Raw genomic sequence first — 14142 nt, 5'->3', positions numbered from 1 at the left:
AGGTTGTTTTTGCTTTTTTCCATGAGAAAACTGCATTTTTTGCAATATGTTATTTACTGGCATATTGCTCCCTATATTTATATCTTTGTTTGCACTTGTGCATTCTCCCGAACAGACTTGAGCAGCCGCCTTGTTGCACTTATGTAACAAGACTGCTGCTCAAGTGCATTCAACAAATACATATAGAAGAATTGATTAACTGATGGGGAGAAGTTATTAATCTATGCAGAAGAAATTATGAATGCTACCATATGAATAAGCAAGAATAAGCTATAAACAACATAAGTTAATATAAGAGACCAAACAACCAAAGAGGTTTCATTTCTATTCTATTATCCTATATGCCTTTCCTGAGGAAGTAGGGAATGAGATCATATCATCTGCTATGACCTTCGCAGAAGTACCGGAAACTTTTAAATTCTTTGCATCCGGGCACTTGACAATACATTCCTTACCCGAATAAGAGGTAATAATAACAGACGTTATTTTTCCATTGCTCCATTCAGCATCCACTTCAAAATTACCTCTGGCTTTCATACCTTTGAAAGAACCTTCTTTCCATACGTCAGGCAATGACGGGAGCAGTTCTATGTAACCTCCGTGACTCTGCATCAGCATTTCCGCCACACCTGCCGTCACCCCGAAGTTACCGTCAATCTGGAAAGGCGGATGTGCATCGAACAAGTTAGTATATACTCCCCCAAAATTAGCACCGGGTTTTGTTAGTTTCAAGGCGCTTTCCAATAGCTTATGCGAACGGTTACCGTCATGTAAACGTGCCCAGAAGTTCAGTTTCCATGCCTTGCTCCATCCGGTACCCGCATCTCCACGCGTATTCAATGTCACTTTCATGGCTTCCGCATATTTATTATCCCATTCACTTCTGCCCGCAACGATGGCAGATCCCGGATGCAGCCAGAATAAATGATTGGTATGCCGATGTCCACCGTCTCCATTGATATCTTTCGTCACTTCATCTTTCCACTCCATGAACTGCCCGCCCAATCCAATTTTCGGACCGGAAAGCTTGGCTAGTGATGCGCTGATTTCCTTAATCTCCGGATCATTTTCCCTGCCCAATTCCTTGCTCGCTTTAATCATGATATTGAATATCTCCCAAATCATCGCCTGCGAGGTAGAACATCCCAACGAATATTCACCGTGTTCGGGAGAGTGAGAAGGGTTAGCAACCAACATTCCGTCACGTTTGTCTGTCCATAAGTTATCTACCCAAAAGAGAGCAGCCTGCAACATAGTGTCATAGTATTCTTCCAGGAATTTCCTGTCTTGATTGAACTGATAATATTCCCAAATATCCTGACACATCCAAATAGCACCTGCCGGAAAATGATGAGGTGTATCCTTTTTGGCGGGAGCAGTATTGCCCCAGATATTATTCTCGTGATGCGTCACCCAACCCCGTACAGGTTTTCCATCCGGACGGCAATAATAATGCTGAGCAGTATATCTGCCACGAGGAACAAGACTTTTCACATATTCCACCATCGGCAAATGACACGGACTCAAGTTGGTCGGCTGTGCCGGCCAATAGTTCATCTGTACATTGATGTTAGTATGATAATCTGAATTCCATGCATTTTGGAGTCTGTCAGCCCAAACCCCTTGCAGGTTGGCAGGCAATGAACCTTCACGCGAACTGGAGATGAGCAGGTAACGCCCGAACTGATAGTACAACATTTCCAGATAAAGGTTATCGGCTTGCAAATTAGTACGTTCGTCCATCCCTTTCAGTAACTTATCGGTAGTCATGACAGGCGCTTCCTTCACATTACCCAGATTAATTTTCATACGGTCGTACAAACTGCGATAGTCTTTTTGATGGGCAATCAACAGTTTCTTATAGCTTTTTGCAGACGCCTTCTTCAGAATAGCTTTCACCTTATCCAAAGGATCTTCCTTAGAAAAGAAGTTGTAACTATCATCCATACATTGAACATAGTTAGTGGCTGCCGACATAAGGATAACGATTTCTTTCGCTCCCGCTACTTTAATCATACCGTCTACTGCTGAAATCTTACCTCCATCATTTCTGACCATTACTTGCTGTGCATATCTCAATCCATTTTTCCAATGATCGCCCACACGCTTATCTCCACCCACCGGAGTCGGATAGCCTGTCATTGTAATGGTGTTTCCTTCTGATATGATGTTTTTAGTCTTGTGCAGTGATTCAAGTGCAATAGTACGTGAAATACCGTCTTTACTATCTGATGTCAACCGGATTACCATTACGTTGTCCGGATAACTCATGAAATATTCACGCTTATAAGTTATGCCACTCTCCTTATAACTGACTGTATGGATAGAATTATCTATATCGAGTGTACGATTATAATCAGAGTAAGCACAATCCGGACACTTGGTATTGTTCGAAGTAATGACAATATTACTCAAGGTCTGATATGAACCGAAATGTTCTTTCGTACCGGCAATATTATCTATATATCTGCGTAAATCCGTTTCTTCGCCGTCACCTTCATAATCATACGTAATGAGTTTACCGTTGGCATCAAAATGTGCGGCTTTGTCGGCCATAAAGTCTATCATCTTCTGTTGCAACAAGTTTCTTGCTTTCTGAAGATTATCCTTGTTTATTTCAGGAGTCCTCAAGTGCCCTCCGTTATAACCAGGATTTTCACTCGGACCTCCTGACCACAATGTATGCTCATTCGTTTGAATAACATCAACATAAACACCACCGAAAATCATGGCACCCATGTATCCATTGCCAATGGGAAGCGCCTCACTTTCCCATATTTTAGCAGGAGTATCATAAGTAGCTCTCAAAGGGGGTGGAAAATTACGGTCTGTTGTTTTGGCATTTACCACGGACAAAAAATTAAGAATCACACAAATCGCAATTATTAAAATATAGTTCACTTTTCTCATGATATTAGTTTTATATTATACAATTATATTTGCTTTCCGATATATTGATTGCTCAAAAATAAGATTCCCGACTTAATTTTTATCGAAATAGGACATTAATAAACAATTAATAAATTGCATTTCCGGATATTTTCGGTTCAGAATGTCGAGATAAAACTTATTAACCGTATTTTAATTACTTATTAATAGCAGGAAGATTACTTTTTTAAGTATCCACTTCTATTTTCGCATTAAACAATTTATCAACTTCTAACAAAAAAAGAAACAATGAAAAAATTTAAACTGTTCTCCGGAATTTGCCTCGTTCTGCTCGGCTTCTGCACAAGCGAAACCATGGCAGACAATCACTCTTTAGAAAAAGATGGAAACAAGAAGAAACCGGAGATGTATATGCACTTCATCATGGATGGGCAGAGTCTCTCCACAGGCCATCAGTCTTATCCGACACTATCTACCGAAAATGTACCTGGAAACTATATGATCAGCAACCAAGTGTGGATTAACTACGGAAATTTGCACCGTAAGCAACTTAATCCATTAGTGGGCAATATTGCAATCCCTTTCCGCCAAGGTAAGGATGTGATGAGCAGATCAGCGGGAACATTTGCAGAATCACCGCTTGTAGGAGCAGTGAATTATGTTCGGCTCAAAAAACCGAAAATGGATAAAATCATCGCTACTTCAGTAGGATTCAGTGGCGCCAGCGTGGAAGAACTGTCAAAGGAATCGGAAACACGTACACATTACAAGGATTTTGAGACAGCCGTCTCTTTAGCCTCTCAGATTACCGAAATACAGGGAGACTTCGTACAGTGTCCGGTCATTTTCTGGATGCAGGGAGAGTTCAACTACGGCACTGCCAATCCGGAGAAAGGACTAAAAAAGAATGAACCCAACACACTTGACAGACAGGAGTATAAGAAGCTGATAATCAATCTGAAAAACAATATGCAGAACGAAGTCGTAGAGAAATATGACCAAAAGCAAAAACCGGTATGGATCACTTACCAGACAGGAGCACAATATATGCGCGATACACTTGCCATTTCGATGGCCCAACTCGAAGCTTCTAACGAATATAAGGATATCATCTGCGCAGGCCCTATCTATCCGATGACAGACAGAGGAGGACATCTTGATGCCAATGGCTACCGTTGGTTCGGCGAAATGCTAGGAAAAGTTTACTATCAAACACAAATAAAAGGAAAGAACTTCAAACCCTTACAACCTAAAGAAATTCTGCTAGACCGTGCAACGGGAAAGATTCAGATCCGATTTCATGTACCTGTACCGCCATTGGCTCTTGATGTGAATACCCTGCCCAAAATCCGCGATTACGGTTTTGAAGTATACCAGGACAAAGCACGCTCCGGCAATCGGATAAACATTACAAAAGTAGAATTGAATGGAAAAGATAAAGTGGTATTAACCTGTGATAAACCGCTGGAAGGTGATGTACTCATCATGTACGCCGGTTCCGGTTCATGCATCGAGAACCAACCTCAGGGACTAAACCATTTGCAAGGACACGGTAATCTACGTGACAGTGATTCTTCTAAAGGATTCTACAAATATATCGACCTGGATGGTAAAAATGCCGATGGCGCTTACATCTATCCGCGTGAAAAATTTGAATCCCGTCTACGGCCAGATTATGAACCGAAAGATGATTCTGGTAATATAATTTATAACCAAAATTACCCTTTATATAATTTCTGCATCGGTTTCTATTATAAACTGACAAGCGGGAAGAATAAATTGCGTATTTTATAAAGTCGATATTGGTGCCAAATATCCTTTTTTGCTTCAATTAACATCATTAATAATTGCACGGCCTATATTAGAGAATACTCATTTATACTAAAATATATTGTACGACATCCGAGGGTCAATATACCAACATCCAGATGTCGTACAATATAATTATTTTCTTAATAAGAAGCTGTTGCCGGAATACCCTCTTTTTCCAGTAAAGCCACAATACGGTCTAACTCTTCATGCGTAGCCTTTTGCAAATCGTGGTCGGGAGTCTCCCGGTCAATCGTATAAATCATCACTTGACGGGGAGCGATTTCTTTCACTGCTTCTATCCAGGGGAGCACATACTTGTCGGATGTATTATCCATGTCTTTTCCCTGATAACCTCCTTTCAGGAACATCGTCTGTACGATGCAGTTTCCTTTGAACTCTTTCATTCTTTCGATGATCTTCTTAACAGAATATTTTCCGTTAGGGCGGTCCAACAGATGAATATATTCTTCATCCACCGTATCCAGTTTCAGGATATTATTATCTATCTTGTTCAGTGCTTCGAATACGGCAGGGCGATCAATAAATGTAGAGTTACTCAATACGCTTACTTTCGCTTTTGGGAAATACCTGTCGCGAAGCGCAAGAGTATCTTTTATGATTTCCGGGAAATGGGGATGCGCAGTCGGTTCACCGTTTCCGGCAAATGTCAGTACATCGGGAGCAGTGCCGTTTGCCTGCATGTCTTTTAGTTTCTCTTCGAGAGCCGTGCGGACTTCTTCACGGGTAGGAAGAAGTTTCTTCGTACGATGTTCGGCATTGAAACCACACTCACAATAAATGCAGTCGAATGAACAAACCTTACCGTCGTCCGGCAATAAATTGATTCCCAAAGAAACGCCCAAACGGCGGGAATGAATAGGGCCGAAGATGGGTGAAGGAAAAATAATAGTCATCTTATTCTAATTATTTATTCATAAATCATAGCAAAGATAGCCCAAAACTTATAGGTTATTCTATCTGTACGACCATTTTTTCATCATCCCAAACAAATAATTACTCTAACGCCACTCAAGAAACCGCACGGAAATATTGATCCATTCTTCTCAAAAGCAGAATATACATATCACGTACTTCCTTTTGGGAATGTATCGTGCTAAGCTCCTCCAGTCTATCGTGCAGACTATGCAATTCGTTCGTTAAACGTTTCTTTATACTATTATGTTCAGTAGCTTCCTGCATAATATCCAGCCATGCTTCCAAACATATCAGCTGAATATCCATCTGTTCATAACTAACGGCAGACTGCGGATCAAAACCATTAAACAATCCTTTATAAAGATCCCGGAAAAAATCAATATCGTCATACCCCTTCCGGTCACTCTGCAACGCCTGCAATCGAAGAGCTGAAATTGTCTTTACACTCAACAATTGTTTGAACAACTTCGCCAATTCCGGATACAGAAGATTGTTTCTTGTTTCCAACAAATTCTCTTTTACATAGGTACATTCCATCTTTTTAACAGAATGAAATAAATAGTTGTCCAAATCAAGCATTGCCTGACGCTGCGCATCTGCCGGTTGAGAACTACCCACCACCTTTGCCATTTCCATCAGATAACTCCCATACAGACGAATAGCCTTTCTGTATATATCAGTGAGCGAACTCCCTTTATCGTATTTCTTCCCCTTATACACAATCTTATCCAACCGACTCACTACAGTCTGTAAATCCAATATTTTGACCGTATAATCTTCTGGAAATGAAGAATTAGAATTCTCCTCCCCTGATGGTTGGAATAAACGAATGTGATCTGGTAAATTATGCTCTATCCATTGGCGGAGCTTCTCCCGTTCATCATAACAATTTTGGTCTCCTTTGAAAGGATGATAGCCAAAATAAATAGTCCGGCAATCATCATCTCCAACTTTTAAAGTCTTTCCACACGAGCTTTTCGATAAACTTCTGCGCAAACCTAAAAGATATCCAATTTCCTCCGTTATTTCATTTTGCAACAATTCTTTTTCCACTTCTTTAGAATAACGGTCAGCCAGAATACGCGAATCCGAGGCACCGCAACTTAACAGATAGTCGTCTAATTTTCCTTTTAGGAATCCATGTCCGATATTCAGACGACATGAAAGTATTTCTCCGGTACGAGGATGACAGATAAAGTCACTTTTGATCCCCGGTATTCTCAAATCATAAGATATAAAAGCACGTTGTTCCGCCGGAATTATCTTTCGGTCTGCATACCTTACTTGTAAAGCATCATGAATACCTGCTTTATGGAAGGCGGTATTCCATGCTTCCACTCCTTCCTTTACTGCCTGAAAGTATTCCTTCGGAAAAAGGGTATCTACATAAAAAGCAAGCGGTTGTGACATATCCCAACGAAGAATCAATGAATCTTCTACCATACAATAAGGATTTTGCGAGTAATCTTTGAAACTCAATGTCCGGTAAGGTATTCTGTAATCTGCCAGGCGGATCTGATCTCTTTTCAGAGGTAGCAAGCGTACTACACAAGTAACTTCCAAAGGCATACTACCTTCAGGCAATAGAACGGCAGAACTGGACAGCATATATCTTTCCGCTTCAACTCCATGATAGCGCCTGACCGTAAACGACACACCTTCCTTAAAAGGATGTATTTTCATTATTTCCGACAGTTCCGGAACCAAGGAACGAATAAAACTATCATTATAGCTGAACCAGTCATCGCCAGTCATCAGATACTCTGTTATCCGAATAATAGCTCCCTGCTCTTTTGAATAGGCCACCACTGGATAACTTTTACCGGCAGGTTGCATATTTGACAACGAGAAAGATTGCTGATATGTGCTTTTTTCATCTAAAATACGCTCTGTATAAAACGGTTTTTGAAAGCAAATTGTAGCTTTATCCGGAGATATAATACGCACTACTCCCAGTCCGTCAACCGGACGATTCAACAAATCAAACCCTCGATCTATCTGTCCACTGACTTCAATTTCCCGCCCGATATATTTTTCGGGTATTTCCAAATAGATTTCTTTTTCCGCTACATACACAGGAAACACACCGTCGATCTTATCCATCCCGGCAACAAAAAACTCGTCAAATGACTTGACGGAATCCTGTGCCTGAAGCAAAGCTGTGACACACAACAATACACCAATCACATATCTTCTTCTCTTCATGAATTTCTTTATTTACTTTTCATCATTAAAACAAAATACTATCTACAAGAAACATTGCCCGTTTTTTGGCAACCGGATCCGTAATCTTATGGCTATAATCAAGACTTTCCTCCTTTATTCTATTCAAAGCCTGCATGATGGAAACCAATAATCTCGACGAAGTTATCTTTTCTGATCTATCCAACAATTTAACAAGTTTACTCACATAAAGCAACTGCACTTTATACTTGGCGTCACTTACAGGAATATTGTCAGCCCATTCGGTAAATAATTCTTTATGTATGCTTTCCAAAAACTCATCTACAGACAACATATCCTCACAAACATTCTCCGTTCTTTCCACTTCCCGGAGGGAACGAATCATTTCCGACATCAGCTCTTCATAAAAGCGATCGAACTCCCGACTACCGTCTATTTCTAATTTAGCGGTAAGTTTTTCATCAAACATCCACACAGGCGGTTGTAATATATAAGCCTGTATAAAGCTCATAACCTTCTTATTGTAATCGGCTTTTTCGGGTATGTAAATATTCTCATCATCCGGCTCAGCAAGACGCTTTCCACCTAAATGTGACAGAACATGCTGTACCCACTGTTTATAATGCTCCAATACCGCTTCATAACGCCCCTGTAATACACGCAAAGACGTTTTATCCGTCACATTCCAGACATCCGGATGTTCACACAAATATTTCAGGTTCTCTATTCCTTGTGTATTAACCATAACATGGTCATTACCCAAATCTTCTGCCTGGGCTCTTACATCCATTCTGCCCGAAAAATGTAATGAGAGATCTTTCTGTTTTTCCTGATTCCAAAGGGTCCTGTTCTTTTCTCTTTCAGAAGCATCTTTACCCGGAAATATACGGTAGCCCCATTCAATAGCCCACTTATCATATTCACCGACACGTATCCTCCTGTTTCTCAAATCAACTTTATCTTGAGGACGTAAAGCATAATTACACCGCACATAGTCCATAATGGAACTACCAATACTATATTGACTTAAAAAGTCATTATCACGTAATTGATCGATGGAGTAATGAGAACTACCCAGAAAGTTATGTTCCAATCCTAATGTATGACCTACTTCATGTGTCAGCACTTGTTTTATCTGTTCGTATTGCAAAGAGTCCGGCAGCTCTATATTCCATGCCTGCGGATCATTCGCTCCACATTGAGCAAAATACCATTTCTGTTCCAAATTCAAGACACTGCAAAAAATACCGATGTGGCAAGCTATAATCTCACTGGACCGGGGTTCGCATGGAGTCGGTCCATAAGCGTTATTTTGTCCTGATATCTTCCATGAGATGAACGGATAAGTACTGTCATAAATACTAAAATCAGGATCTTCCTCAACGGTAGGAGCCAGTCGCGCATCAATGGCGTTCTTAAATCCAGCTTTCTCGAAAGCCGGACGCCAGTCACGCACCGCTTCAATGATACAGTCGATGTACTTTTCCGGTGTATTACGATCTATATAAAAAATAATAGGTTGTATGGGTTCTACCAATTCCCCCCTCATGTATCTTTCTTCATCTTCCGCCCTTATTTCCAGCCGCCATCGTTTGACAACAGATTTCCGAATAGCAGGCTGATTCCCTTGAAAATACTCCTTGCTGATAGAAAAATAAGCTCCGGTATTTGCAGCAACTGCCTCCAACGGTCTTTTTGACAGTAATTTTATGCAGATACCTGTATCCCAGTCTCCAATATAAGGAGATGCAACAGGCTTACCTGGTATTTTCATTGACGAACTTCGATAAGCTCGTGATGCGTGTATCAACAAGCGGTTGTCATATCCTTTAATTTCCTTAATATAATCTTTCTCTCTTGAACGCGTACCTATCAATAAATCAAAAGATACAATATCAAGAGTAAACAAAGGAAAATCTTTTAATACTTCACCAATCTCTATCAGGCTGCTTCCCTGATTCCTAGCTTTAATCGGTAATATTTTATAAAGCCTTTCATTCCCACGTTGGGCGGCGATTTTTGCATACGTTCCTTCAGGATTTTCTATCACCCTTTCATATTGTGGATCCATCATCCACAACTCGTCACCCTGTTTACGGAAACTGAAAAATACCGGACCTATCATGTCACCCGCATATCCGAATTTCTTTTCCATATCCCGGTCCGGACGGGCAGGAGCTGTCAGGATAGTTGTCGTTACGGCAAACTCACGTCCAATCAATGAATCCGGGATTTCCCAATAGATATGTTTATCACTTCGGTAGGTAGTAAACATACCGGGAATAACTTCCACTGGTGCTTCTTCTTTAATAAAAGTTGTAATACTTTGCTGTTGCCCGTACAGACAAGTACAGACAACAGCAAGAAATACTGCACCGATAATTCCTTTTAGCATAAAGACCGGTTTATACTATTCATAATTATAGCTAATATCAACAATCTTCCCAATAGGCTGATCGGGATCTTCGTAAACACAAATGCTGTTTTCTTCACGAGCTACATCACCCGCCACTGTCAATTGCAATTCTACAACTACACCTTTATCAGCAGTATTGATACCCAACCCGAGAGACATGCCTAATTTCTCCTTATATTCGCCCGTTTCCTCATCGTCACCTTCCTCTCTCACACTTTCAGGGTCCTTAAATTTTAGACTAGCTATCTGTGCTGACGGATCAATTTCATAAGTATAAAGTTCAATTGCTCTTCCGCGGTCAAGATCAATGCGATATAATTTATTACCCGATGTCATAAATATAAGGTTTGCCGTATACGCGTAAGAAGCTGCAAATTTTGCTGTTTCTACATTTACTTCGGACGGTAAAGCAATTGTATACCGGGCAGCACAAATCGGATCTTCATCTTGCGCACTGAATTTAAACACAGTCAGCTCTTTTCCGTTCCGGGGAGAAGCAATCGCATAAGCAAAATTTCCCCAATTTCCACCCGTAACAATATCATGTACTTCTAAAGATGGATCAATTACATCCGGATCAAACAAATTAGATTCGTCTGACATTGAATACGTGGATACAGGCTTCTGGTCACTCCATTTAGTACCATAGTTACGTATTTCTTGAGTAGCCCGATTCATCATATAATCATAATAACCCGGAATAGATGCACTAAGAAAACGATGATTTTCAGAATCAAAAAACAAAAAGCCTCCTCCATACGAACCATAAGCGGAAATAGCAGGAAACTCACTTTCTTTTTTTACCGAAAATGGTACACAAAATCCATCCATAGGAGCACAATATGCTTTTCCACTATTTACAAACAATTCACCATGAGCACTCATCTTATAAAACTCAATATTCAACGGTTCCCCTTTTCCCGCCGGTTCAAAAAGTATTTTATTTGACGGATATCTCGTTATTAAAGTACTTGGAGTCAATAAGGCCAAGTCCTGATCGGTTACCACCATTAACGCCGGACTTACTTTAAAACCAAAAAAACCCAGCATACTACTCAAATACGAATCCCCATAGTTTTTTCTTGCACTTACCGCCAAAGGTTTTCCTTCTAACGGAAATGACTGATTCAGTTCTGATTTAAAGACATCCGGATAAACATAATATCCTTCCGGAGTACCCTCTATCGCTCCTAATACTCCCTTTCCTTCTTTTTCCTGCAATACAAACCAGCAAGGATTTAAAGGACGAATAATTGCAACTTCACCTATCTGATACCAAGTTGTTCCACTCTTTTTATCCGTAATGACCAACATTAAACCTATATTTTCCGATTCATAAGGCTCGACTGTTACTTTACATTCTTTGCCTACGGAATAATCTTTATAATCACTAAGTCTGTCCGACCCCGCTTTCTTTCCTTCGATTGTTTTCTTCCATTGAAACACAAGGTTTTCCTCATTTTGCTCCAAAGTCTGAGAAATCTCGGGTATAATTGAAACTTCCACTGCTTCCTCTTTAGGCATACGTACCTTCGTTTCAGGTATTACGATATCCATCGTATTTACATCATGATAATCGTAATCTCCCTTGTCATCGTAACAGCCTGCTTGCAATAAAGCCGTTCCGATAAAACTTACTATACAGATGATATATTTCCTCATAACGTTTCTTTTTAATCTTGTTCATATTCTATTTCATCACCTTCTTCACCTAAAATCGGTGGATTCCCCGCCTCCTTATATTCTCTATAAGCTTGCTTGATTACATCAATATCTTCATCTTCCAAATCATCCCATACACGTTGGCATACATCCATAATAAACATATATTTAGCATCGCTATAGCTACCAAATCCCACATAATCACTCCATTCAGTCGGTTTCAACTCCCATCTGACATTTAAAACGATTTGATTCTTTTCTACCAGACCTTTATCAAACTGATGAAGAGGGTTATTCAAATCAAACTCCAGATAACAACCATAAACATTTCTACCTGCCTCTACTTTCGGACGATTTATTTTATAATAGAATATCTGGCAAACTGTATCAAGGTCAGTATATGTATACTTGCTTTCCAATAATACATCCACTGAATTCTGATAATCATTATTCGGAGTTACTTTCACACAGAAATCACGATTCTCTTTCAAAAAATCTCCTTGTATTCTTACCTCGAAACTGTCTACAGCATAAGGTTCTTTCTTCACATAATCCGTATCAACCAAAGTACGGACATGCGTAGTGCTACCATAGAAATTGATACGAGGTGTCTGGTCATATAAGTCTATCTCGTTTTCACTGCATCCTACATAAATGCCGCAAACAAGAATAGCTAAAACAAAATATATAATACGTTTCATAATGCTTCATCATTTAGAGTTGTTTCCAAAAATATACTCGTCATCCGGCAACGTCATCTGATAATGGGCTTCAGTCATCGTTTCAATCCCACAACCATAATAAGTGCTATAATTATGCGCTTTCAAGAAATAGAAAAGTTGACCTTCCGCGAAATATTCTTTTCTATATTCTTTCATTATCTCATTAATACGTTTAGTCTGATTTTTGTCTTCTTCCGAAGTATTATCAAGGTCATCATATCCGGTAGTCGGTATTTCATCACTATAAGAGATACCACGTGCAAAACGTACGGTATTTAACGCGTCAGCACTTTCCGATGCAGAAGGAACACATTCTGCTACAATATAATACATTTCGGGTAAGCGTATCAAAGGGATAGCGTCAGCACCGGAATAAGCATATCCGCCATTCAAAGGTTTCTGATTATATTTTCTACAAAAAACATCTGTCCGACTTGCCCCATTAATAACCTCAAACATTTCCGTATTTTTTCTCCAGTCAGTATTCCCTGCATCGGCAGTTTCATAGAAGAATTTAAATTTATCTCCATCCAGGTAGAAATGTTGCTGAGTATTGGTATTCTCCATATCCATATAATTTCCAATAAGCAAATTGGAGAATTCATTGACTGTTATTCCAAAGATTTGCTCTGCGTAGCGTATGGAATTGTAATTGGAAGCAGTCTGCGATTTATACAATGTAAAATACTTAGAGGCGGCAATTACTTGTTTAGCATACTCCGTGGCCAATCCTTTGCTTTCCGCATCACCTTTGTAACAATATACACGGGCCAGCATAGCTTTAACCGCATATAGATTCATACGAAATTCACGATTGACAAGAAAATGATCTTTCTCTGTAAAATCTTCATCCGTCCGGTCGGTAAAAAAATCAAGAGGATCGTTCTCTTTCAGTAATTTTTCTGCGTCATTCAAATCTTTGAGAATAGCGTCTACCACTTCGCTGGCTGGTAAAACAGGAGTAGCATCTTTATCAAAAGTAGTACGGTAGGGTATAGCTTTGGATGCAGGATGTTCTTTATAAACAGGACCGAACATACGCAACAAATCAAAATGAAGAAAAGCACGAAGCCCGAGTGCTTCTCCCTTCATAGTTTCATAATAGCGTTCGGTAACTAAAACATCTTTATTTTTGTCTACATACTCCAAGAAGTTATTAATATTGGCAATGATGTTATACATCGTTGAGTAAATCCCATTCTTCTTACTCAAAAACATGTTCTCATAATCGAACACGATACTTTGGTCGAAAACAGCATTTGTATTATACCCCGGATAATCGGAATATAATCCTGCCAACTCATCCAAATAAGCATAAGTCAAGTCTCCGGCATACAATGTCGTGGTTCCCAACTTCAAATAAATACCTGTAAGCGCATCCTTAAATCCTGATTCCGACTCAAATTGCTTGTCGGTAGGAATAGAAGTCTTCGGAGATACATCCAACCAGTCGCTGCAAGACATAAGTCCCAGCATTGTTGTTGTTAATAGTATATATATTATCTGTTTCATACAAATAGG

8 protein-coding genes are annotated in these 14142 nt (G+C 39.7%); 1 reads left to right on the top strand and 7 read right to left on the bottom strand.

All coding sequences use genetic code 11. The features are described 5' to 3' along the window. Positions 1-324 precede the first annotated feature (324 nt). Positions 325-2910, bottom strand: coding sequence for a glycosyl hydrolase family 95 catalytic domain-containing protein (locus BACFIN_RS03095; protein WP_007757155.1), 2586 nt, complete (start codon positions 2908-2910; stop codon positions 325-327). A 267-nt stretch (positions 2911-3177) separates the two neighbouring features. On the opposite strand from BACFIN_RS03095, the gene BACFIN_RS03100 reads away from it, so the two are divergent. Beyond that, the gene (locus tag BACFIN_RS03100; RefSeq protein ID WP_007757153.1) at positions 3178-4683 is read left to right on the top strand and encodes a hypothetical protein; all 1506 of its coding nucleotides are present in this window, start codon (positions 3178-3180) and stop codon (positions 4681-4683) included. A gap of 158 nt (positions 4684-4841) precedes the next feature. Here the strand turns inward: BACFIN_RS03100 and BACFIN_RS03105 are convergent, their stop codons facing one another. From BACFIN_RS03105 to BACFIN_RS03130, 6 genes are all read right to left on the bottom strand, one after another. Next, positions 4842-5615, bottom strand: coding sequence for a radical SAM protein (locus tag BACFIN_RS03105; RefSeq protein WP_007757150.1), 774 nt, complete (start codon positions 5613-5615; stop codon positions 4842-4844). A gap of 115 nt (positions 5616-5730) precedes the next feature. Beyond that, a complete protein-coding gene (locus tag BACFIN_RS03110; protein WP_007757149.1) occupies positions 5731-7842 on the bottom strand; it encodes a DUF5117 and DUF5118 domain-containing protein in 2112 nt (703 codons plus the stop codon). 25 nt (positions 7843-7867) lie between these two features. Then, a complete protein-coding gene (locus BACFIN_RS03115) occupies positions 7868-10216 on the bottom strand; it encodes a zinc-dependent metalloprotease (RefSeq protein WP_007757148.1) in 2349 nt (782 codons plus the stop codon). A 15-nt stretch (positions 10217-10231) separates the two neighbouring features. Continuing rightward, positions 10232-11899, bottom strand: a complete 1668-nt coding sequence (locus tag BACFIN_RS03120) for a PKD-like family lipoprotein (RefSeq protein WP_007757147.1) — start codon at positions 11897-11899, stop codon at positions 10232-10234. 11 nt (positions 11900-11910) lie between these two features. Continuing rightward, a complete protein-coding gene (locus tag BACFIN_RS03125; protein WP_007757146.1) occupies positions 11911-12600 on the bottom strand; it encodes a DUF4843 domain-containing protein in 690 nt (229 codons plus the stop codon). Between the two features lie 9 nt (positions 12601-12609). After that, the gene (locus tag BACFIN_RS03130) at positions 12610-14133 is read right to left on the bottom strand and encodes a RagB/SusD family nutrient uptake outer membrane protein (RefSeq protein WP_007757144.1); all 1524 of its coding nucleotides are present in this window, start codon (positions 14131-14133) and stop codon (positions 12610-12612) included. Between the last annotated feature and the right edge of the window lie 9 nt (positions 14134-14142).

Source organism: Bacteroides finegoldii DSM 17565, assembly GCF_000156195.1.
In the GTDB taxonomy this organism is placed as follows: Bacteria; Bacteroidota; Bacteroidia; order Bacteroidales; family Bacteroidaceae; genus Bacteroides; species Bacteroides finegoldii.
This window is presented reverse-complemented; position numbering and strand designations above follow the sequence as displayed.

Bases quoted from the DNA above. Each gene is read 5' to 3' on its own strand.
- BACFIN_RS03095 (WP_007757155.1), bottom strand. From the start codon at position 2,910: ATGAGAAAAGTGAACTATATTTTAATAATTGCGATTTGTGTGATTCTT.
- BACFIN_RS03100 (WP_007757153.1), top strand. From the start codon at position 3,178: ATGAAAAAATTTAAACTGTTCTCCGGAATTTGCCTCGTTCTGCTCGGC.
- BACFIN_RS03105 (WP_007757150.1), bottom strand. From the start codon at position 5,615: ATGACTATTATTTTTCCTTCACCCATCTTCGGCCCTATTCATTCCCGC.
- BACFIN_RS03110 (WP_007757149.1), bottom strand. From the start codon at position 7,842: ATGAAGAGAAGAAGATATGTGATTGGTGTATTGTTGTGTGTCACAGCT.
- BACFIN_RS03115 (WP_007757148.1), bottom strand. From the start codon at position 10,216: ATGCTAAAAGGAATTATCGGTGCAGTATTTCTTGCTGTTGTCTGTACT.
- BACFIN_RS03120 (WP_007757147.1), bottom strand. From the start codon at position 11,899: ATGAGGAAATATATCATCTGTATAGTAAGTTTTATCGGAACGGCTTTA.
- BACFIN_RS03125 (WP_007757146.1), bottom strand. From the start codon at position 12,600: ATGAAACGTATTATATATTTTGTTTTAGCTATTCTTGTTTGCGGCATT.
- BACFIN_RS03130 (WP_007757144.1), bottom strand. From the start codon at position 14,133: ATGAAACAGATAATATATATACTATTAACAACAACAATGCTGGGACTT.